This window comes from Streptomyces sp. NPDC002403 (assembly GCF_053593015.1).
In genome coordinates this window covers 35000-56057 of sequence record NZ_JBSFBQ010000039.1, presented here as the reverse complement: position 1 = coordinate 56057, position 21058 = coordinate 35000, and the positions used below count along the sequence as shown (strand labels likewise).

16 protein-coding genes are annotated in these 21058 nt (G+C 71.9%); 8 read left to right on the top strand and 8 right to left on the bottom strand.

What is annotated here, in order from left to right; genetic code table 11:
- Positions 1-86: 86 nt before the first annotated feature.
- The 3 genes from ACWCPY_RS31620 to ACWCPY_RS31610 all read left to right on the top strand — a co-directional run bounded on the left by ACWCPY_RS31620 (position 87) and on the right by ACWCPY_RS31610 (position 4063).
- Positions 87-491, top strand: a complete 405-nt coding sequence (locus ACWCPY_RS31620; RefSeq protein ID WP_451270758.1) for an NUDIX hydrolase — start codon at positions 87-89, stop codon at positions 489-491.
- Between the two features lie 418 nt (positions 492-909).
- Positions 910-1338, top strand: coding sequence for an ATP-binding protein (locus ACWCPY_RS31615; protein WP_451270720.1), 429 nt, complete (start codon positions 910-912; stop codon positions 1336-1338).
- Between the two features lie 193 nt (positions 1339-1531).
- Positions 1532-4063: a SpoIIE family protein phosphatase gene (locus ACWCPY_RS31610; RefSeq protein ID WP_451270756.1), complete on the top strand. Its 2532-nt coding sequence runs from the start codon at positions 1532-1534 to the stop codon at positions 4061-4063.
- 29 nt (positions 4064-4092) lie between these two features.
- On the opposite strand, the gene ACWCPY_RS31605 is transcribed toward ACWCPY_RS31610, so the two are convergent.
- Together ACWCPY_RS31605 and ACWCPY_RS31600 are read right to left on the bottom strand one after the other, a co-directional pair.
- Positions 4093-4806, bottom strand: coding sequence for a PspA/IM30 family protein (locus tag ACWCPY_RS31605; protein ID WP_451270718.1), 714 nt, complete (start codon positions 4804-4806; stop codon positions 4093-4095).
- A 92-nt stretch (positions 4807-4898) separates the two neighbouring features.
- Positions 4899-7013: a TPM domain-containing protein gene (locus ACWCPY_RS31600; protein WP_451270716.1), complete on the bottom strand. Its 2115-nt coding sequence runs from the start codon at positions 7011-7013 to the stop codon at positions 4899-4901.
- 196 nt (positions 7014-7209) lie between these two features.
- Between ACWCPY_RS31600 and ACWCPY_RS31595 the strand changes: the two genes are divergently transcribed.
- The gene (locus tag ACWCPY_RS31595; RefSeq protein WP_451270754.1) at positions 7210-8247 is read left to right on the top strand and encodes a hypothetical protein; all 1038 of its coding nucleotides are present in this window, start codon (positions 7210-7212) and stop codon (positions 8245-8247) included.
- Positions 8248-8323: 76 nt separating this feature from the next.
- Here ACWCPY_RS31595 and ACWCPY_RS31590 read toward each other — a convergent pair whose 3' ends face one another.
- The 5 genes from ACWCPY_RS31590 to ACWCPY_RS31570 all read right to left on the bottom strand — a co-directional run bounded on the left by ACWCPY_RS31590 (position 8324) and on the right by ACWCPY_RS31570 (position 14538).
- Positions 8324-9796: a glucoamylase family protein gene (locus ACWCPY_RS31590; RefSeq protein WP_451270714.1), complete on the bottom strand. Its 1473-nt coding sequence runs from the start codon at positions 9794-9796 to the stop codon at positions 8324-8326.
- A gap of 284 nt (positions 9797-10080) precedes the next feature.
- Positions 10081-11283 carry a glycoside hydrolase family 1 protein gene (locus ACWCPY_RS31585; protein ID WP_451270712.1) on the bottom strand — a complete coding sequence of 401 codons (1203 nt, stop codon included), beginning with the start codon at positions 11281-11283 and terminating at the stop codon, positions 10081-10083.
- A 104-nt stretch (positions 11284-11387) separates the two neighbouring features.
- Entirely contained in the window at positions 11388-12296 is a 909-nt protein-coding gene (locus tag ACWCPY_RS31580; protein WP_451270710.1) for a carbohydrate ABC transporter permease, read from the bottom strand.
- Positions 12293-13282 (bottom strand): carbohydrate ABC transporter permease, encoded by a 990-nt coding sequence (locus ACWCPY_RS31575; RefSeq protein WP_451270708.1) that lies wholly within the window; start codon positions 13280-13282, stop codon positions 12293-12295. The genes ACWCPY_RS31580 and ACWCPY_RS31575 overlap by 4 nt, the downstream gene beginning before the upstream one ends.
- Positions 13283-13287: 5 nt before the next feature.
- Positions 13288-14538 (bottom strand): sugar ABC transporter substrate-binding protein, encoded by a 1251-nt coding sequence (locus ACWCPY_RS31570; RefSeq protein WP_451270706.1) that lies wholly within the window; start codon positions 14536-14538, stop codon positions 13288-13290.
- A 250-nt stretch (positions 14539-14788) separates the two neighbouring features.
- Between ACWCPY_RS31570 and ACWCPY_RS31565 the strand changes: the two genes are divergently transcribed.
- Positions 14789-15784: an acetylxylan esterase gene (locus tag ACWCPY_RS31565; protein ID WP_451270704.1), complete on the top strand. Its 996-nt coding sequence runs from the start codon at positions 14789-14791 to the stop codon at positions 15782-15784.
- A 38-nt stretch (positions 15785-15822) separates the two neighbouring features.
- Here the strand turns inward: ACWCPY_RS31565 and ACWCPY_RS31560 are convergent, their stop codons facing one another.
- Positions 15823-16878, bottom strand: coding sequence for a LacI family DNA-binding transcriptional regulator (locus ACWCPY_RS31560; RefSeq protein ID WP_451270702.1), 1056 nt, complete (start codon positions 16876-16878; stop codon positions 15823-15825).
- 171 nt (positions 16879-17049) lie between these two features.
- Between ACWCPY_RS31560 and ACWCPY_RS31555 the strand changes: the two genes are divergently transcribed.
- The 3 genes from ACWCPY_RS31555 to ACWCPY_RS31545 all read left to right on the top strand — a co-directional run bounded on the left by ACWCPY_RS31555 (position 17050) and on the right by ACWCPY_RS31545 (position 20882).
- Positions 17050-17529, top strand: coding sequence for a MarR family winged helix-turn-helix transcriptional regulator (locus ACWCPY_RS31555; RefSeq protein ID WP_451270700.1), 480 nt, complete (start codon positions 17050-17052; stop codon positions 17527-17529).
- An 86-nt stretch (positions 17530-17615) separates the two neighbouring features.
- A complete protein-coding gene (locus ACWCPY_RS31550) occupies positions 17616-18173 on the top strand; it encodes an isochorismatase family protein (protein WP_451270698.1) in 558 nt (185 codons plus the stop codon).
- A 264-nt stretch (positions 18174-18437) separates the two neighbouring features.
- Positions 18438-20882 carry an ABC transporter family substrate-binding protein gene (locus tag ACWCPY_RS31545; RefSeq protein ID WP_451270696.1) on the top strand — a complete coding sequence of 815 codons (2445 nt, stop codon included), beginning with the start codon at positions 18438-18440 and terminating at the stop codon, positions 20880-20882.
- The last annotated feature ends 176 nt before the right edge of the window (positions 20883-21058 follow it).

Below are 21058 nucleotides of genomic sequence, written 5' to 3'. Positions count from 1 at the left end.
CGCGTGACCGGGGGTGCGTCCGCCGGGCCGGTCGCCCCGCCCCGCTAAGGTCCTGTCCGTCCGGGTTGCACATGAACGAAGGCGGAATGATGTCGGTCCTGATCGACACGGTGGCATGGGTGCGGGTGGAGAACGGCAGGATCCTCTGCGCGCGGCCACGGGGCAAGGACGTCTTCTACATCCCGGGCGGCAAGCGGGAGGGCGCGGAGACCGACCTGCAGACCCTGCTGCGCGAGGTCGAGGAGGAGCTCGCCGTGGCCATCCTCCCGGCGACCGTCTCCCACATGGGTACGTACGAGGCGCAGGCGCACGGCCATCCGGACGGCGTGGTCGTGCGCATGAGCTGCTACGCCGGTGAGTACCGCGGGACGCTGGCCGTCAGCAGCGAGATCGAGGAGATGGCGTGGTTCTCCTACGCCGACCGGCCGCTCGTCCCGCCGGTCGACCAGTTGCTCTTCGACGACCTCAAGGCCGCGGGCGCGCTGGTCTGAGCCGGTTCCGGCCGTGACTTCCGCCGCCAAGTGACCCGGGGGCCGGGGCACTTCACCGGTGGCGCCGCCGGTCGCCGGTGATCCGCCCGGTCGCCGGCTCTCGTCGCGTGGCCGTCATGCGTACCTCAACTGCTCACGGCCCGAAGCGACTTCGGAGCCGGTTCGGCCGTCCGTGCGGCACTGCCGGAGCACCGGCGCGCGGCGGGGCGCCGGGGAGGTGGTTGAGCGGGGCAAACGCCGTGGTGGCGGCGCGTGCCGTTCGGCTCGTGCGCCCCTTCTTCTGATGCACATCTGTTCGTGTGCGCGGCCGTACACCCGTACGCCCCACGTGTCGATCCTGGCGGTAGTTCACCCGGAATATCGGGTATGTGCTGAATAACCGTTGTGAACGAGTGTTCCCCGCTGCCGGCCCTGGGAAGTGATCGGCGTGATCGACAGTGAAGGCGACTGCGCCGAGTGGACCTTTCCGGCTGTGCCGGGCGCCGTGCGATCCGCGCGGCATGCCGTCCATGAGGCGTTGAGCGCCTGGGGGCTCGACGCGGTTCTCGGGGATGTGACAGTTCTGCTGGTCAGCGAGTTGGTGACCAACTCGATGCGGTATACATCGGGCCCCATCGGCGTACGTCTGGTGCGTCCTCATCCCAATGGCGACGGCCCCGCGGTGCACCCCGGACTGCTCGTGGAAGTCTCCGATCCGCTTCCGGATCCGCCCACCGAACGCATGGCCGGTCCCGAGGACGAAGGCGGCAGAGGGCTGCAGCTGGTGGCGTGTTCCGCCCGCCGCTGGGGGACCAGACGGGGAAAGACCGGCAAGACCGTGTGGTTCGAGCTGGCCCTGCCTGGTTAGGAGTGGGGTGGGACGGACAGCGATCACCAGGGGTCGGCCAGAAGCTGGCTGAAAGGGACTGAGACCGTGCTGTGATCGTGAACGCCGTGTCGGTTGGGGCCGGAGTGCTGAATACTGCGGGCAGGACCGGTCCGGTGTGTGAGCTGGAGGGGACGGTCGCGTGAGCGAAATACCTGGGACAGCGGGCGAGATCGTGTGGCAGAGCAGCCCACCTGGCTCGATCTACGACTACATCAGGGTCGCCTCCTTCTCGATCGGCCCCGATGGCCTGATCGAGCAGTGGAGCCGCCGGGCCGCCGGCCTCTTCGGCATTGCCGCGGACAGAGCGGTGGGCCTGGACCCGGTCGAGGCGTTCATGCCCGCCGAACTGCGCACCGACGGCCGCCGCAGAGTCGGCGAGATCCTCGACGGCAAGGAGTGGACGGGCCTCGTCCCCTTCCGGATACCGGGCGAGGACGGCATGCGCGGGCTCGCCGAGATCTATGTGATGCCGAGCGGGACGGCGAGCGGCGAACGGGCCGCGGTCTGCATCGTCGTGGACGTCCGGGCCCTGCGCCACATCGAGACGGACCTCGCCGCCTCACAGGCCATATTCGGCCAATCTCCCTTCGGCTTCGTGCTGTTCGGTACGGACCTCTCGGTCATCCGCGCCAACCAGCGCTTCGCCTCCGTCTTCGGCGGCCGGGCCGAGGACCACCGCGGACGCACGGTCGAGGACTACCTCGCCGGACCCGAGGCCGACCGGCTCACCGCCACCATCGAACGCGTCCTGGAGACCGGGACCTCCGTCACCGACCTCCAGATCATCGGCACCGCACCCGGCGAACCCGGCAGCCGCCACTGGTCCATGAACCTCTACCGCGTGCACAGCGGCTCCGGCCGCCCCATCGGCGTCGCCGGACTGGCCACCGACGTCACCCGGAGGCACATCGCCGCCCGCGAGGCCGCCAGCGCCCGACGCAACCTCGCCCTGCTCAACGAGGCCAGCGCCCGCATCGGCAACTCCCTCGACCTGGAGACCACCGCCCGCGAACTCCTCGACGTCGCCGTGCCCGGCTTCTGCGACCTCGCCTCCGTCGACCTCTACCAGGGGCTGCTCACCGGCGACGACGCACCGCCCGGAAGCTGGGATTCACTCCGTCAGGAATCCGTCGGCACCTCCGCCGAACTGCGTCGCGTCGCCCTGGCCAGCGCGGTCTCGGACGCCCTGCCCGACATCGCCGCGGACACCGGCCAGCCCGAGCTCGGCTCCGTACACCGCTTCCCGTTCAACTCGCCGTGCGCCATCGCCCTGCGCACCGGCCACGTCGAGGACGTGCCCGGCGACGACCGGGGCTTCGTCCAGTCCACGCTCGCCGTGCCGATGGTCGCCCACGACACGGTGGTCGGCCTCGTGCAGTTCTCCCGTACGAAGGGCAGCGAGCCCTTCGGCGAGCGGGACCGGGCCCTGGCCACCGAGCTCGCCGCGCGCGCCGCGGTCTGCATCGACAACGCCCGCCTCTACCGGCGCGAGCACGAGCGGGCGCTGATCCTCCAGCGCAGCCTCCTGCCGCCCGGCGACCCCGTCGCCGCGGGCCTCGACATCGCCTGCCGCTACCTCCCCGGCAACACGGCCACCGAAGTGGGCGGCGACTGGTTCGACGTGATCGAACTCCCCGGCCACCGCACCGCCCTCGTCGTCGGCGACGTGATGGGCCGCGGGCTGCGGGCCGCCGTCGCCATGGGAGAACTCCGCACCGCCGTACGGACCCTGGCCCTCCTGGACCTGGAACCCGCCGAGGTGCTCTCCGCGCTCGACGAGGTCGCCCGCGGACTCGGCACCCCCGGCGGGGGCAACGCCTCCGGCGGCGGCGCCCAGTGGCCCTCGCGGGCCGCCCACAAGTCCCGCGAGGCGGACCTCTCCGAGGTCTACCTGGCGACCTGTGTGTACGCGGTCTACGACCCGGTCACCCGGCGGTGCACCTTCGCCAACGCGGGCCACCTCCCGCCCGCCGTGGCCGAACCCGGCGAGGCCCCTCTGCTGCTCGACGTCCCGCCCGGAATGCCGCTCGGCGTCGGCGGCGAACCCTTCGAGGAGGTCGAGGTGGAGCTGAAGGAGGGCTCCGTGCTCGCCCTCTACACGGACGGGCTCGTCGAGTCCCGCGACCACCCGCTCGACGAGGGGCTCGGCGCCCTGCGCGGAGCGCTCGCCAATCCGCACCGGCCGGTCGAGGACCTCTGCGACCACGTGCTGACGACCCTCGACACCCGGCACGGCGAGGACGACATCGCCCTGCTGGTGGCCCGTATCCAGGGACTGCCGGCCGACGCGGTCGGCGACTGGCGGCTGCCCCGCGAACCCCGCTCCGTCGGCCGCGCCCGCGAACTGGCCCGTGGCCGGCTGCTCGCCTGGGGCCTGGACGACCTGGTGGACACCACCGAACTACTGGTCAGCGAGCTGGTCACCAACGCCCTGCGGTACGGGGAGGGCGAGATCCGGCTCAGGCTGCTGCGCGACCGTACCCTGGTGTGCGAGGTGTGGGACTCCGGACTCGTCCAGCCCCGGCGGCGGCGGGCCCGCGACACCGACGAGGGCGGGCGCGGACTCCAGCTGGTCGGGCTGCTGAGCGTGGCCTGGGGGTCGCGGCGCACGCCGCGCGGCAAGACCGTCTGGTTCGAACTGGCCCTCCCCGACGGGGAGCCCGCCGCGGAACTCACGGTCGAGCAGCTGCTGAGCATGTACTGAGCGGGCCGCCGGGGCCCGTCCGGCAGCGGTCACGGAGCCGACTTCAGCGCCGCCAGCCGGGCATCGACCTCGGCGCTGTCGCCCAGGCTGTCCAGCTGCTCGAACTGGGCGTCCAGGGACGACGCGGCCAGCTCCTGCTTGCCCAGCGCCCTCGCCTCCTCGCGCCGCACCTTGTCCTCGAACCGGCTGAGCTCACTGGTCGGGTCGAGCACGTCGATGCTCTTGACGGAGTCCATCATCCGGTTCTGGGCCTCGGCGGACCTGGCGCGTGCCACCAGCTCGTCGCGCTTGGACTTCAGCTCCGACAGCTTGGCCTTCATCTGGTCCAGACCGGACTTGAGCCGGTCCACCACCTCGGTCTGCGCGGCGATGACCGGCTCCGCCGTACTCGCCTCCTTCTCCGACCGGAGCTGACGGCCGAGCGCGACCTTGGCCAGGTTGTCGAACCTGTCCGCCTCCGCACCCGACCCGGCCGCCCGCAACTCGTCGGCCTTGCGGCTCGCGGCGAGCGCCTTGCCGCCCCACTCCGCGGCCGCCTCCACGTCCTCCCGGTGGTCCTGTTCCATCAGCCGCAGATTGCCGATGGTCGCGGCGATCGCCTGCTCGGCCTCCGAGATGTTGGCCGTGTAGTCGCGGATCAGCTGGTCCAGCATCTTCTGCGGATCCTCGGCCTGATCGAGCAGTGCGTTGATGTTGGCCTTCGCCAGCTGGGTGACACGGCCGAGAACGGTCTGCTTGGTCATGGACCTCTCCTTGTACGAGTGCGGTTCTCCGGGTGGATCTCCGTATGCGTTGCCTGTGGACGAAGCCTTGGGCCGGTGCCCGAACCGGCAGTTCAGAAGCGGCCGCCGCCACCGCGCCGGCCGCGCGTGCCTCCGCCGCCGAAGCTGCCGGGTCCGGCAGCCCCTCCGTGCCCCCCGCCGCCGTAGCCTCCGCCGTGAACGCTGCCGCCGCGCCCGCCCCCGCCGCCCAGGAGGCCGCCGAGGATGATGCCGCCGAGCACCGCGCCGCCGACCCCGCCGCCCGTACCCCGCGCACCGCCCGGACCGTTCCGGTTCCCGTACGCGCGCACATCCTGTTCGGCCAGGCTCCGGGCCTGGCCGGCCAGCGAGTCCGCCTGCTGCGCCTCGGCCAGCGCGCCCTGCGGATCCCCCGCCCCGGCCAGTTCGCGGGACCGCTCCAGCCGCCGCTGGGCCTCCGCCAGACGGGTCCGGGCCTGGCTGCCCACCGCCCCCCGGTTCGTGGTGATGTGGTCGGCCGCGGCGGAGATCGCCGAACGCGCGGTGAGCACCGCCCCGTCCAGGAGGGAGAGCGCCCGCCGGTCGCCCGCTTCCCGCTCGCGGACGCCGGCCAGCGCCGCGTCGAGCGCCGCGTCCGCCTCCTCCACCCGGCGCAGCGCGTCGATCGGGTCGTACGGACCGGCCCGCATCTTGGCCCGCACATCGCCGAGCACCGAGCGCGCGCGGGCGATCCGGCCCCGCAGATCCGCGGTCGGGGCACCCTCCCCGGTGCCTTCGAGCAGCCCGCCCGCCTCGGCCAGATCGGTCTCCGTCCCGGTGAGGGCGGCGGGCAGCCGCCCCGCCGCCTCCGCGAGTTCCCGGCTCCGCCGCTCCACCGCGTCGACGAGGGTGGTCGCCTGGTCGACGGCGCCCTCGGCGGCCCGGATGTACACCGCCGCCGCGGAATTGCTGGTGCTGTCCACCGACTGCCGGCCCCGGTTGAGGCTCGACGTGGCGAAGACGAGCCGGTCCTTCGCCTGTTCGATGTCACCGGCGACCGCGGCGAAGGCCGACTCCGCGTATTCCTCGCGCATCGTGGCCAGGGCCGCCTCGGCCGCCGCGACCCGTCCGGCGAGCGCCCGGAACGCCGCCTCGGCGGTGGCCAGGGCCTGCGGGGCGTCGCGCTCCAGGGCGCGCAGCCGGTCGAAGTCCCCGGACACGGCGTCCAGGCGGGAGCCCGCGTCCGTGCAGCGGCCGATGATCTCGTCGAGCATCCGGCGCCTGGTCGCGTCGTCCTCGGGAAAGGCGTCGTCCAACTGCTGGCGCAGCCGGAACGCGGCCGTCAGCTCGCCCTTCGCGTATCCGACGGCATCCGTGAAGGGGACCGCTGCCTCCTCGCCGAACTGGGCGGTGGCGAAACCCAGTTCCTCCTCGCTGGTGCGGACCGCGTCGTCCGTCTCCACCAGCGCCTCCTTCGCGCGGGCGTCCAGCTCGGGCAGCGGAGTCGGCGCGGGCGAGCCGCCCGGCCCGGCGGAAGCGGGGCCCCAGCCCGTCGCGCCGGGCGTGGTACGGGTCGTGGCGCGCCGCCTGCGCCGGGTGTACGCGTAGCCGGCCGCCGCTGCCGCCCCGACCACGACGACCACCGGAAGGATCAGGTCCGTGGTGCTCGCCCCGCCGGAGCCGCCGCTTCCGGGATCGGCGACCCCGGGGGTGACGGCCGGGGTGGGCACGGCCTTGCCGGCCAGCACGGCCGAGTAGCCGTCCGCCGCGCCGATCGCCGCACCGGCCCAGTCGTTCTCCCGGAGCGCGGGCTCGATCGCCGTGCGCGCCACGTCGGCCAGCTGTGCGTCGGTGAGCCGGGAGCCCTGCTCGACCGTGTACGCGTACTGCCGGTCGTGGGTGGCGACGGCGAGCAGGGCGTCGTCGCGGCCGAGGCCGTTGCGGTCGGCCGTCGCATCGGCCCAGCTCTGCGCGGACCGCCCGGAGAAGTCCCGCACGTACACGACGAAGAGCTGGACGCGGCGCTGCTCGTACAGCCGGTCGAGTGCGGCGCGCACCTGGTCCCTGCGGTCGCCGAGCGCCCCCACCTTGTCGGTGATCTGCCCGTCCCGGGACAGCGTGACGGGACCGTCGGCGCGAGCGGCCTGCGCCGCGGGAAGGGCGAGCCAGCACACCGCCAGCAGCGCGGCGAGAAGGGCCCGGCCCGGTGCGGATATCCGGGTACGGCTCACGAGCGGAATCACCTTTGTGAGGCTATGTCCACCCTCCGTGACCCGCGACCCGGCGACCCGGCCCGCCGTCGCCCTCCGGGCGGTGCGCCATGATGCCCTCGTACGGCCGGGGCCCGTCCCGCGGATCAGGGGCGGACAGGCCCCGCGGCACACCGGCACACAGGGGGAGACGGACGTGTTCACAGGGATCGGGCGCATGGCCGGGGCGATACGGGGACGGGCGGCCCGGTTCCGGTGGACCTGGCCGAGACGCATCGGGCTGGCAGCCGTCCTACTGATCGTGGTGCCGGTCCTCACCGCGGGCGTCGCCCTGCGGCTCAACTACTCCGGCGACCCCGGCGACGGCACCCGCACCCGGGGCCGTGACGCCATCTGGCTCGGCCACGCCTGGGTCGACGGACGCAAGGACGACGCCGACCTCGCCGCCTTCGCCGCCCGGATCGAGGGCACCGGGATCAAGGACCTGTACGTCCACGCCGGTCCGCTGGAGCACGACGGCACCCTGCCCGTCACGGCCTGCCCGAGGGCCCGGTGGCTGATCGCCGCCGTGCACCGCACCCTGCCCGGCATCCGGGTCCAGGCCTGGCTCGGCGACGTACTCGCCACCGAGGGGCCCGACGGGCTGCGCCTGGAGCGGGCCGCGTCCCGCACCGCCGTGGTCGCCTCGGCCCGGCAGATCCTGGACGCCGGGTTCGACGGCGTCCATTTCGACCTGGAGCCGCTGCACTCCGGCGACCGCCACTACCTCTCGCTCCTCGACGACCTCGGCGCGCTCACCGGGGCGCGCGGGGCGCGACTGTCGGTCGCCGCCCACCAGATCGACCCGCTGCCCGCGGCGCACCGGGTGCTCGGCGTGGTCAGCGGCGGCAGCGAGAAGTGGTGGTCGCAGAAGTTCTTCGGCCAGGTCGCGCGCCGGGTCGACCAGATCGCCGTCATGTCGTACGACACCTGGATGCCCCTGGAGGGGATGTTCGGCGGCTATGTCGCCCACCAGACGGCGCTCGCCCTCGAAGTGACGCCGAAGGACACCGATCTGCTGATGGGGCTGCCGTTCTTCCACGAGAACGACCTCGGACACCACGAGTCGGCCGAGACGGTCGCGGCCGCGGTCCGCGGCACCCGGCTGGGACTGGGGCGCACGGACCGCGGCCGCGAACGGTTCGGGGTCGCGCTCTACGTCGACTTCGCCGCGCGGGACGGCGACTGGGCGGCGTACCGCGCGGGCTGGAACTGAGCGGTGGCGTACCGGGCCGGGGCCGGGCCCCGAGCGCTCCGCCCCGGACCGGTACGCCACCACGCTTCGAGGCGGTTCAGATGGAGAACCGCTCCTTGGCGAGCAGCGGTCGCACCTTCGACCGGAATCCACCGGTCCGGAACGGCCGCTGGAGCAGGCCGGGGCGGATCGCCTGGGCCAGCGCCGCGGCGATCATGCCCTGGTCGAGCGCGAGCAGATAGTCGCTGACCCGCCCGGTGCCGACGTTGACGGAGTCCCGGAAGCCGTACCCTGCGTGGTAGGCGCCGAAGTCGCGGTCGAGCGCGCGCAGGTTGGCGATCGCCTCGTCCGGGGCGTAGGGCAGGGCGAGGAAGGAGGCGTGCGGGGTGACCACACCGTTGGTGAACGCCGAGGCGGGCGGCAGCGGTTCGCCGTCCTTCGTGTACGTGCGGTCGGTGTTGGAGGCGTAGCCGTCGACCTGCATCCCGATCGCGTCGACGCCGTACTCCTGGTAGCCGCCCTCGGGGATGTTGGCGGGGGAGAAGCCCCAGTACCCGTACCCCGCCTCCGCCATGCCGTGCTCGATCTGGCTGCGGACGTAGCGGTGGTGCGTGAGGCCCCAGGACCTCGGCGACCACTCCGCCTCCGGCACGAACAGCGGCACCATCAGGGCCTCGAACATCGAACCGCCCCAGCTGGGCACGATCTTCCGGCCGCGGTGGGTGTAGTGCCCCTGCCAGACCCGTACGCCGTCCATGGCGACGTAGCTGCCCTGCGGGTGCTGCTCCTGCTCGTGCTCCGGGAGCATCGTGCGCAGCAGGTGCCAGTAGTGGTCGGCGGGCAGCGAGCCGTCCGCGATGCCCAGGTAACTGGCCATGCGCGGCTCGGTGTTGAGCGCGCCGTAGTGGTGGCCGGTGGGCTCCTCGGTGTCGGGCCAGAAGCCGCCGCGCAGCTGTCCGGGGCCGGCGACCGGGTCGGCCGGGTCGTACGGCGTGTAGTAGTACGACCAGTCGGCGGTGGCCAGGATCCGGGCGACGCGGGGGCGCAGGGCGGGCGCGGCGTCGGCGGCGATGCGCAGGCCGGTGATCAGCCAGGCGTTGTCGACGGAGGAGAGGAACGGGCGGACCGGGTCGCCGGTGCCGGGCCACTGGGTGAGGACCGAACCGTCGTGCGCGTCGTACCAGTTGAGCCAGAAGCCGTGGTGGCGCTCCAGCTTCTCGACGGCCCGCACGGTGTGCTCCAGCCGTCGGCGCATCGTGTCGTCGTCGATCACCCCGAGCCCGGCGGCGGCCACGGTCGACCAGAGGCCGCAGCCGATGTTGGTGGGGGAGGTCTGACGCGACTGCACGGGGGTGCCGGGCCCGCTGACGTCGATCTTGTCGACGGCGAGACCGAAGTCGGTCGTCATGGCCTCGATCGAGCGATACGTGTCGCGGAACCAGCGCAGGAGCAGCGGGGCGTGCGAGCCGCGCGCGGGCTGCGCGGCGCCCGCCGGGGGCGCGGCCACGGGGCCGAGCGACAGGGCGGCGGCCCCTGTCCCCGCTGCGGTGAGAAACGTACGACGGTCCATCAGAACCCCTCGAAGAAGAGCCACCGGCTGTGGGCGGTGGGCGGATTTCGTTCGTCGGTCGTGATTCGTGGGCGCGGGGCGCCGTGCCGTGTACGGCACCGGCGTGCGCCGCCGCTCGTGAGCAGGGCAGGACACGAGCGGCGCCGTACGCGGGCACAGGGTCGAAGGACCCTGCTGTACGGGAACCGGCGTCCGTCAGGTGTCGCCGGTTCCCGTACGGGCGGGAGCTGTCAGGTTGCTCCCGGTCCGGGGGAGCCGAAGTCGTTCGGCCCGGGGTGCCGGGGTCAGCCGGCGATGCGCGGCAGTGCGCGCGTGCGGCCCATCTCGCCCAGCCAGACGGCGGACGGCTTGGGCAGGCGCTCGAAGGTCTCCGGGTCCCAGCCGATCAGGCCGAAGGTGGGCTTGTAGGAGCCCCACTCGTAGTTGTCGAGCGCGCTCCAGGCCAGGTAGCCCTGGACGTTCAGGCCGTCCTGGATCGCGGAGGCGACCTCGTTCAGGGCGCCGGTGTAGTAGTCGACGCGGCGGCTGTCGTCGTCGGTCGCGATGCCGTTCTCGGTCACGATCAGCGGGATGCCGTTGCCCAGCACCTCGGCGGTGTGACGCAGCGCGTAGCCGACCGCGGAGGGGTAGTACTCCCACTGCGTGAGGGTGCGCTCGACGCCCTCGGCGGTGGGTATCGGGCCGTCGGTGCCGATCTTGGTCCGGGTGTAGGACTGCACACCGATCCAGTCGTCGCCGCGGGCGGCCTCGATGAAGACGTCCTCGCGGGGGTGACGGTAGGCGGCGGTGACCTCCTCGGCGCCGGGCAGGGCCTGGTAGACCTGGTTGGCGATGGTCCAGCCGACCTTGATGTCCGGGTCGATCGCGCGGACCTGCTCGACGGCCGCGTGGTGCGCGGCGATGACGGCCTCGGTGGTCTCGTCGTCGGGGGTCGGCAGCCCGGCGGGCGGGAAGCTGTTGTCGCCCCGCTTGGCCTGGCCGGCCATCACGGCGATCATGTTCGGCTCGTTGATGGTGCAGACGTGGCTGACGCCCTCGGCGATCACCGGCGCGCAGGCCGCGACGTAGCGGGCGAAGAGCTCGGTCGCGCCCTCGGCGGTCCAGCCGCCGCGCGCCTCGAACCACTGCGGCACGGTGAAGTGGTGCAGGGTGATCATGGGGCGCAGGCCGCGCTCGACGGCGCCCTCGACCATGCGGCGGTAGTGGGCGATCTCGGCCCGGGAGAACGTGCCCTCGACCGGCTCGATGCGCGCCCACTCGATGGAGAACCGGTAGTCGGTGAAGCCCAGACCGGCCAGCACGTCCATGTCCTCGTGCCAGCGGTGGTAGCTGTCGCAGGCGTCCAGGCTGGGCTCCTGGATGTGGGTGCCCGCGGCGTGCTCCTTGACCCACCAGTCGCTGTTGATGTTGTTGCCCTCGATCTGGTGGGCGGCCGTGGAGGCGCCCCACAGGAAGCCTTCGGGGAACGGGACCTGGGTGTGCGTCATCGCAAACCGTCTCTCTGGTGATGAAGGGGTGTGGCCGACGGGGGTGGGGCCGTGGCCTCGTACGTTTCGGTGGGCCCGCGGGGGCGGGCCGGGGCCCGGCCGGCCTACTTCATGCCGGCCGTGGCGATGCCCTGGGTGAAGTGCCGCTGGAGCGCGATGAACAGGACCACGACGGGCAGGACGACCAGCAGGGAGCCGGCCATCAGCATGCCGTTGGAGCCGCCCGCCTTGTTGGGGTCGGTGGCGAAGGTGGCCAGCGCGACCGGCAGGGTGTACTTGTCGGGGTCGTTGGTCGCGATGAGCGGCCAGACGAAGTTGTTCCAGGAACCCAGGAAGGTGAAGATCGACAGCGTCGCCAGAGCGGGCTTCACCAGCGGCATCACGATGCGCCAGAAGATGTACCACTCACCGGCACCGTCCATCCGGGCCGCCTCCAGCAGCTCGTCCGGGATCGACTGCATGAACTGCCGCATCAGGAAGACCCCGAAGGCTCCGGCGGCGAACGGCAGCACCAGACCGGCGTACGAGTCGATCAGCTGCAACTTGCTCATCAGCACGAACAGCGGCAGCAGCATCAGGTTGCCGGGCACCATCAGGGCGCCGAGCACCAGGCCGAAGATCTTGTTGCGGCCGGCGAAGTTCAGCTTGGCCAGGGCGTACCCGAGCATCGAGCAGAACACCAGGTTCGAGACGGTGACGAGCACCGCCACGATCACCGAGTTCATGAAGTACAGCGGCAGATCGAGCTTGTCGAGCAGCTCCCGGAAGTTCTCCAGGGTCCACTCGGTCGGGATCCACACGGGCGGGCTGGCCGTCAGGTCCTGTTGCGTCTTGAAGGCGGAGATCGCCATCCACAGGAACGGCGCCGACATGATCAGCAGGCCGGCCGACAGCAGGACGTAGACCAGGACGCGCTTCGGGTTGCGGGCCTTCTTCGGCACGGACGGCCGCGTGTCCCCGGGCTTCTTCGACGGCGCCGTCGAGACGGCGCCCGGTGCACTGGTGGCGCTCATTTCGTGTTGTCCTTCAGCAGTCGGAGCTGCAGCACCGTGATGCCCATGATCACTACGAAGAGGACATACGCCATGGCACTCGCATAGCCCATGTGGAAGAAGTTGAAGCCCTCGCGGTACATGTTCAGCGAGACGGTGAGCGTGGAGTCCGAGGGACCGCCCTGGGTCATCACGAACGGCTCCTCGAAGACATTGAGGTAACCGATGGTCGTGATCACCGTGGCGTAGAGCAGTGTCGGCCGCAGCAGGGGCACGGTGATGCCCTTGAACTCCTGCCAGGCACCGGCCCCGTCCAGCCGCGCGGCCTCCCGCACCTCGGTGGGGATGGCCTGCAGACCCGCGATGAAGAGCACCATGACCGTGCCGAGGTTGCGCCAGACCGCCATCGCGATCATCGAGGGCATGGCGAGCGTCTCGGAGCCCAGGAAGTCGGGCGAGGTGAGGCCCACTTCGGAGAAGAGCCCCGCGATGAGCCCGTCGCTCGGGTCGAGTACGAACCGCCACACCACGGCGACCGCGACGATGGTCGTGACCACCGGGGCGTAGAAGCCGACGCGGAAGAAGGTCCGCGCCCGGTCGATGCCGTTGTTCAGCAGTACGGCGACGACCAGCCCGAGGAAGATCGTCAGCGGTACGCCGATCACCACGAAGTACGCCGTGTTGAACAGCGACTTGAGGAACTTGTCGTCGCTGAACAGGTTGACGTAGTTCTCGAAGCCGATGAAGTTCGCGTCCATCGGGTGCGTGACATTGCGCAGCCCGAAGTCGGTGAAGCTCATCACCAGCGTGGCGACGATCGGGAACGCCATGAAGACGAGGAACAGGACGAGGAAGGGGGTGGAGAACAGCCAGCCGGCCACGTTCTGCACGCCCATCGACTTCCTGCGGCCCCGGCGACCCGCGGGCCCGGCGGCCGGGGTCCCGGAGGCCCCCGGCCCGGCCTGCACCTTGGCCGTCTGCGCGGCCTTTGAGGTCATGGTGCGCATGACTCCTACTTCACGAGGCCTTCGATTTGGGACTGGGCCGTCTTGAGCGCGTCCTCGGCGGACGCCTTGCCCTGGGTGACCTTGGCGATGGCCTGGTCGACCTTGTCGGTGATCTCCGTCCAGTTGGACAGCGACGGCGACGACTTGGCGGTGTCCATCTGCTTCTTGAACACCTGGAGGTTGGTGTCGTCGGCGAGATCGCCGGAGGTCCAGGCGGAGGTGTTGGCCGGCAGGTCCTTGGTGCGCTTGTACCAGTCGGCCTGGCCCTTGGTGTCCGTCAGGTACTTGATGAACTCGGTGGCGGCGGCCTTGTGCTCGCTGTCCTTGGAGATCACCAGGGAGGAGCCGCCGGCCATGGAGACGGAGGACTTGTCGGCGGGCACGTTGGCCACCGCCCACTTGCCCTTGAGCTGCGGCTGGCCCTCGTTCAGCAGGGTGACGTGCCAGGGGCCGCCGAAGAACATCGGGACGCGGCCGTTGCCGAAGTCCTTCACCACGTCGTAACCGGGCTGCACGGACTTGTTGGAGAGGCCCTTGTCGAAGTACGAGCCGTACTCCTTGAGCGCCTTGACGGCCTCGGGGCTGTCGATGACGACCTCGCCCTTGTCGTTGACGATCTCGCCGCCGGCCGAGTACAGGAACGAGTAGAAGTTCTGCACCGTGTCCAGGCCGCTGGGCTGGATGGACAGGCCCCACTTGGTCCCGGCCTTCTTCTGGTAGGCCGTGGCGAGGTCCTGCATCTCCTTCCAGTCGGTCGGAGCCTTGGTGATGCCGGCCTTCTCGGCCAGGTCGGTGCGGTAGTAGAGGACGCGGGTGTCGACGTACCACGGCACGCCGTACGCCTGGCCGTCGACCTCGCCCTGCTTCCAGCCGGACCGGAAGAAGTCCTTCTCGTCGAAGGTCTTGGTGTCGACCGGCTCCAGCACACCGAGCTCGGCGAACTCGCCCATGTAGCTGCCGCCCATCTGCGCCACGTCCGGCAGCGTGCCGGCGGCGGCCGCGGAGACCAGCTTCTGGTGGGCGACGTCCCAGCCGACCGGGGTCACCTTGACGGTGATGTTCGGGTTGGCCTTCTCGTACACCTTGGCCACATCCGCGAGCTTCTCGCCCTCGGCCCCCATGGCCCAGACAGTGAGCGTCTGCTTCTTGTCCGCGGCGACGTCGTCGCCACCGGAGCTGCCGCACGCGGTGAGACCGAGTGTGAGCGCAGCCGTGACTGCGATACCGATCGAGGCGTTTCTGGCGGTGCGGGACATGGAGGGCTCCTCCTCGAGCAATCCGGATGTATGCGCTGCCTGTAAGCGCATACATCACTCTGCGGCAGAGATTCAGGAATCCGCAAGAGGGTGCTAGGTCACACTCGTGCAACGTGCTGGACATCTGAATGTTCAACTTGGCACGGTAAGTGTGTTGTTTGCGAAATTGGGGATGATGTGACCGATTTCGCTGAGAGGTCCATGATCATCGGCCTGTACCGCCGGGGACGGGGCCGATACGGTCGGGGCCATGGCTTCGTTCGAACACGACTTCCCCTTCGATCCCACGTACGGGCGCACGCTCCAGGACCTGCTGGAGGTCCCCGCTCCCGCCGCTCCGGACGACTTCGACACCTTCTGGCAGGCCCGCTACGCGGAGGCCCGCAAGGTCGCCACGGAGCCGGAGCTCGGGCCGCCGGAGGAGGAGCGCGACGGGGTGCGGATCCACGGCGTGACCTTCACCTCGGTGGGCGGGGTGCGGCTCGGCGGCTGGGTGGCGCTGCCCGTCGAGGGGCCGGCGGAGTACGGATTCGTCATCGGACACGGCTACGGCGGCCGGGAGGAGCCGGGCCCCGACGTGCCGCTGCCGCTGCCCCGGGCCGCGGCGATCCTGCCGTGCGTACGGGGCATGAAGTCGCGCGGACTGCACCCGGGCATCCCGGACGTGTCCGCCGCGCACGTGCTGCACGGCATCGAGTCGCGCGACACGTATGTCATCGGCGACTGTGTGGCGGACCTGTGGTGCGCGGCGTCGGCGCTGGGCGAACTGGTGCCGGAACTGGCACCGGGGGAGGGCGGCCCCGGACTCGGGTACCTCGGGGAGAGCTTCGGCGGCGGGCTGGGCGCGCTGGCGCTGCCCTGGGACGACCGCTTCGGCGCCGGGCAGCTGACGGTGCCCACCTTCGGCAACCACCCGCTCCGGCTCACCCTGCCGTGCATCGGCAGCGGGGAGGCGGTGCGGGAGTACCGCCTCGGCCACCCCGAGGTCACCGAGGTGCTGCCGTACTTCGACGCCGCCACGGCCGCGACGCGGCTGGAGACGCCCACGCTGGTGGCCGCGGCGCTCTTCGACCCCTCGGTGCCGCCGCCGGGGCAGTTCGCCGTGCACAACGCACTGGCCGGTGAGCACGAGCTGCAGGTGCTGGACGCGGGGCACTTCGAGTACGAGGGCACGGCGGCGGAGGCGGCGGAGCTCCGGGCGGCCCGGCAGCGCTTCTTCGGGGAGCGGCTGGGCCGCCGGGCCTGAGGGACGGTACGGGGCCGGCCCGCCCGGGCCGGTTCCCGTCAGCCGCAGCCGCAGCTGGCGCGGCGGATCAGGGACACCGGAAGCGTGAGCGACACCGGCTCGCCGCCGCTGTTGCCCAGCCGCTGCACCAGCAGTTCCACCGCCTGCTCGCCGAGCCGGCGGATCGGCTGGCGCACGGTCGTCAGCGGCGGCCGGACGATCCGGCTCAGCGGAATCCCGTCGAAGCCGGTCACCGCGATGTCCTCGGGCACCCGCACCCCGCGCCGCTCCAGTGCGCGCAGCGCGCCCACCGCCATCTGGTCGTTGGCGAAGAGCACCCCCTGAGGCCGTTCGCCGGGCCGGTCGAGCAGCGCCTCCGCGGCCCGCGCGCCCTCGGCCTGCGTCATCATCTCGGCCCGCAGATCGGGTTCGTCCGGCACCGGGAGTCCGGCGTCGCGGCACGCCTGCCGGAAGCCGAGGAACCGTGCCCCGGCGTCCGGCGACTCGGCCTCGCCGCCGACGAAGGCGAGTCTGCGCAGGCCGTGGTCCTCGATCAGGTGGCGCGCCAGTTCGCGCTCGCCGTCGGCGTTGGCGACGACGATGTGGTCGAGATGGTCGATCTCGCGGGGGCCGGCGATCATCACCACCGGAAGCCGGCGCGATATCACTTCGAGGTCCTCGGTCGGCACGGTCTGCGCCAGCACGGCGAAACCGTCGACCCGCCCCGCGACCTTCGCGACGAGGCTCTCGGGACCGCCCTCCAGCGAGGCGGCGATCAGCAGCGCGTAACCGTGCCGCCGCGCCGCCCGTTCCATGCCGCGGATGATCTGGTCGGAGTAGAGCATCACCGCGTCGTCGGCGTCGCTGTCCGCCTCCGCGTCGGCCTCGGCGTCGGGGTCGGCGTAGTCGGGGAAGCAGAGCCCGAGCACGCCGGTGGTCCGGCTGGCCAGGCCCCGGGCATTCCCGCTGGGTACGTAACCGAGCTGGCGGGCGGCTTCGAGGACCCGCTCACGGGTCTGGGCGCGTACCGAATCGGGGGTGCGGTAGACCCGCGAGACCGTGGCAATGGAGACGCCCGACCGCTCGGCGACGTCGTACACCGTTGGCGCGCTCACTCGACCGACCGTCCGCTTCTTCTTCTGTACCGGAGCACCTGCTGTTGCAAGTACCGACCCTCTTCTGAAAGCGCATTCACCCTAGATCGCACGCCGCGTGACGGGCAAGACCGCCCAGAGGAATGACAGGTAATCTTGCAAGGTTGCCTGTGCATCTTTTACGTTGAGGGCATGCCGGAACCGACTGGAACCACCCCCGCCGGGCGTCGCCCCGCCCCGTCCGCCGGGCCGGACGCCGAGCAGCTGGCGACGGAGCTCGCCGCCGTGGTCGGCCGGCTGCTGCGGCGGCTGCGCAGTACGTCCTCGGGGAGCCGGCTCACGCCGACGCAGCGCTCGGTGCTCGCCCGGCTCGACCTCGACGGCCCGGCCACCACGGCCGCGCTGGCCCGCGCGGAGTACGTGCGTCCGCAGTCCATGCGGCTGACCCTCGGCGCGCTGGAGGGTCAGGGTCTCGTCGAGCGGGCACCCGATCCGGCGGACGGCCGCAAGTCGGTGATGTCGCTCACGGAGTCCGGGGCCGCGGCGCTCGCCGAGGTCCGGGCCGCCAAGCACGACTGGCTCGCGCGGGCCGTGGCGGCCGAGCTCGACGGCGCCGAGCGCCGCACCGTGGCCGAGGCCATCGAGCTGCTGGACCGGCTGACCGGGCACTGACGTCCGGCGCCGGCCGCGACCGGCACGCCCCCGCCCCGCACCCGTATGAACCGAACCGTTCACCCACACCACCCAGGAGCACCAACGTGACCGCCACCACGCTCGACCCGAAGACCGCCCTGGTCGTCGTCGATCTCCAGAAGGGCATCGCCGGTCTGGACACCGCCCACCCCGCCGCCGACGTCGTCGCCAACTCCGTCGCCCTCGCCGACGCCTTCCGTGCCAAGGGCCTCCCGGTCGTCCTGGTCCATGTCGTCGACGGCGCGCCCGGCCGCAACGAGACGTCGATGGGGGCGGGCGGCGCGCTGCCCGCGGACTGGGCCGACATCGTGCCCGAGCTCGGCCCGCGCGAGGGCGACATCGTGGTCACCAAGCGCACCTGGGGCGCCTTCCACGGCACCGACCTCGACCTCCGGCTGCGCCGCGAGGGCGTCACCCAGGTCGTCCTCACCGGCATCGCGACCAGCATCGGCGTCGAGTCCACCGCCCGCTCGGCGTACGAGCACGGCTACCACGTCACGATCGCCACGGACGCGGTCACCGACATGGACGCCGATGCCCACCGCAACAGCGTCGAGAGGATCTTCCCGCGCCTGGCCGAGACGGACACGACGGAGGCGATCGTGGCGCTGCTCGGCCGATAGGCCGCCAGGTGGCCTCCGATCCTCCCGGCCGGGCCGGTCCCCGTGGCCGGCCGGTCCTCCTCACCCGTGCGGCGCGGCAGCCGGGGCCGCTGCGCCGCACGGGTGAGGTTTCGGGCCGCCGCGCCGTGTCTGCGCCGCCTCTCGCGCGGGGGCGCCTTCAGTGGATGGACGGAACCAGTGTGATCAACTGCAAATGCCACCAAAAACGCTCAATCCGGCACATCCGCTGACGGGTGGGCCGGGCCGGCCCCGGAGGTATCAGCCATGTCCCACGTCGGCGTCCCGCGGGGGACGGCCCGAAAGCGCCGCTCTCTCGCGCTCCTCACGACGGGTGTGCTGACACTCCCTGTGCTGGCGGGCTGCAGCTCCGGCGACGACGGCTCCTCCGCCGGGTTCGCACCCCAGGACATCGCGGTCACCGGCCGTGACCTGGTCACCGAGGGCGGCACGGTCGACTGGGCGATCGACTCCGTGCCCGCCACCCTCAACGCCTTCCAGGCGGACGCCGACAGCTCCACCACCCGGATCACCGGCGCCCTGCTGCCGACGCTCTTCCCGCTGGACGCCACGGGCAGGCCGCAGCTGAACCGGGACTATCTGGAGTCCGCGAAGGTGGTCGAGAGCGAGCCCAGGCAGGTGGTGCTCTACCGGCTCAACCAGCAGGCGGTGTGGAGCGACGGCCGGGAGATCGGGGCGCCCGACTTCGTCGCCCAGTGGCGGGCGCTGAGCGGCCGGGACTCGGCGTTCTGGACCGCCCGCAACGCCGGCTACGACCGCATCGAGAAGATCGAGCGCGGCGCCGACGACCTGGAGGTACGGGTCACCTTCGCCAAACCGTACGGGGACTGGCGCTCGCTGTTCTCCCCGCTGTACCCGAAGGAGGTGACCGGTTCTCCGAGCACCTTCAACGACGGAGCCCGGACCACCCTCAAGGCCACCGCCGGCCCCTTCCGGCTGGGCGGGGTGGACAAGAAGAAGGGCGAGGTCACGCTGGTCCGCAACCCGCGCTGGTGGGGCAGCCCGGCCAAGCTCGACTCACTGGTCTTCCGGGCCGTGGCACCGCAGGACCGCACCGCGGCGCTGGCCGCGGGCAAGGTCGATGTGGCCGATGTCGACGCCGCGGCCGCGCACCGGATCACGCAGGCGGCCGGCGGCAAGGCCGCGAACGGGCAGCCGCTCGCCCAGGGGCCCGGTGCCGCGCCGGATCCGGCGGCCGCCCTGCGTTCCTGGGCCGAGGCACACGGCTCGAACGCCGAGCAGGCCGCCGCCGCGCAGGCGGCCAGGGAGAAGAGCCGGGCCGCCGCCGAGGCGTACGCCGCCGAACAGGGCGGGCTGAGCGCCTACGCGGTGCGCAAGTCGCTGGAGCCCGCCTACACCCAGCTCGCGCTGAACGGCGAGTCCGGGCCGCTCGCCGACGACCGGGTGCGCCGGGCGGTGGCCCGTGCCCTGAACCGCCAGGAGCTCGTCGACACCGTGCTGGGGCCGCTCGGTCTGCCCGCCCGGCCGCTCGGCAGCCACCTGGCCCTCGCCGGACAGCCGGCGTACGAGGACAGCAGCGACGCGCTCGGCGGCCAGGACACCGAGGAGGCGCAGGCGCTGCTGGCCGACGCGGGCTGGACGCCGGAGGGCGCGGTCAGCAAGTCGGACGGCACCAAGGCGGGCAGCGAGGCCGGGAAGAAGAGCGGGAAGGACGCGGAGAAGAAGAGCACGGGCCCGGCGGCCGGGAAGGCGGGCAGCACGGACGGCAAGACGGGCGACGCCGCGGACCGGCGCGAGCCCGCCCGTGACGACGGCCTGTACATCGTCGGCGACGACGACAAACCCGGCGACCGCGACGAGCCCGGCGACGGCGACGAGCCCGGCGACGGCGACGAGCCCGGCGACGGCGGCCCGGTGGGCGGCGCCGCCACCCATGTACTCGCCCCCGCCCCCGCCCCCGCGGCCGGGTTCCACCGCTCCGTCCTGCTGCGCCGGGCCGGATACCTCTCCGAGCCCGGTACGTCGGAGGACGTGCCCTCCCGGGTCTCCGCCCAGGACAGGCGGCCGGGCGGCGCCGCCGGCGCGTACGCACCCGCGGGCACCGCGGCTCCCGCCCAGGGGGCCGACGGGCGCCGCGGCCCGCTCGGCAAGGACGGCAAGCCGCTGACCCTGCGCTTCGTCCTGCCGTCCGGCCCCGGGGCGGAGCCGCTGCGCAGCGTCGGGGACAAGATCTCGGCGATGCTCGACTCGGTCGGCATCCGTACGGAGATCACCAAGGTGTCCGACAAGAGCTACTTCCAGGACCACATCGCCTCCGGCGACTACGACCTGGCCCTGTACTCCTGGCCCGCGACCGCCTACCCGGCGACCGACGACCGCCCGATCTTCGCCAAGCCGGTACCCGCCACCGACGGCTCGCTGCTCGTCGAGCAGAACTACACCCGCGTCGGTACGGACCACATCGACCAGCTCTTCGACCAGGCGGTCTCGGAGCTGGACGAGGGCACCGCCCGGGATCTGATGAAGCAGGCCGACGCCCGGATCTGGGCCGCCGCAGGATCGATTCCGCTCTATCAGCGCCCGCAGCTCGTGGCGGCGAACCGGAAGCTGGCGAACGTCGGCGCCTTCGGTTTCGGGGCACCCCGCTACCAGGACATCGGTTTCAAGGCTCCGCAGGCCGCCGGAGCCCCGGCGAACCGGAAGAAGCACACGTACGAGAAGCTGCGGTAACGAGAAAGAACCAGCAGGTCACAACAGCGCCGGAAGCTCAGAACTGGCTCAAATCCCTTGCCCGCCGGATTGCCCGGCGGGCAAGGTCGCTTCTGCCCGTCGACCCGGGTGGCCGCTCAATCCCCCACCTCCGAGCCCCCACCTCGGAGCCCCCGGGGGCTGTCCTGCCCTGATCC

Excerpts from the sequence above, each read along its gene's own strand:
- ACWCPY_RS31620 (WP_451270758.1), top strand. The coding sequence starts at position 87 with ATGATGTCGGTCCTGATCGACACGGTGGCATGGGTGCGGGTGGAGAAC.
- ACWCPY_RS31590 (WP_451270714.1), bottom strand. The coding sequence starts at position 9,796 with ATGGACCGTCGTACGTTTCTCACCGCAGCGGGGACAGGGGCCGCCGCC.
- ACWCPY_RS31555 (WP_451270700.1), top strand. The coding sequence starts at position 17,050 with ATGCCGGAACCGACTGGAACCACCCCCGCCGGGCGTCGCCCCGCCCCG.
- ACWCPY_RS31575 (WP_451270708.1), bottom strand. The coding sequence starts at position 13,282 with ATGCGCACCATGACCTCAAAGGCCGCGCAGACGGCCAAGGTGCAGGCC.
- ACWCPY_RS31545 (WP_451270696.1), top strand. The coding sequence starts at position 18,438 with ATGTCCCACGTCGGCGTCCCGCGGGGGACGGCCCGAAAGCGCCGCTCT.
- ACWCPY_RS31585 (WP_451270712.1), bottom strand. The coding sequence starts at position 11,283 with ATGACGCACACCCAGGTCCCGTTCCCCGAAGGCTTCCTGTGGGGCGCC.
- ACWCPY_RS31580 (WP_451270710.1), bottom strand. The coding sequence starts at position 12,296 with ATGAGCGCCACCAGTGCACCGGGCGCCGTCTCGACGGCGCCGTCGAAG.
- ACWCPY_RS31570 (WP_451270706.1), bottom strand. The coding sequence starts at position 14,538 with ATGTCCCGCACCGCCAGAAACGCCTCGATCGGTATCGCAGTCACGGCT.
- ACWCPY_RS31595 (WP_451270754.1), top strand. The coding sequence starts at position 7,210 with ATGGCCGGGGCGATACGGGGACGGGCGGCCCGGTTCCGGTGGACCTGG.
- ACWCPY_RS31565 (WP_451270704.1), top strand. The coding sequence starts at position 14,789 with ATGGCTTCGTTCGAACACGACTTCCCCTTCGATCCCACGTACGGGCGC.
- ACWCPY_RS31605 (WP_451270718.1), bottom strand. The coding sequence starts at position 4,806 with ATGACCAAGCAGACCGTTCTCGGCCGTGTCACCCAGCTGGCGAAGGCC.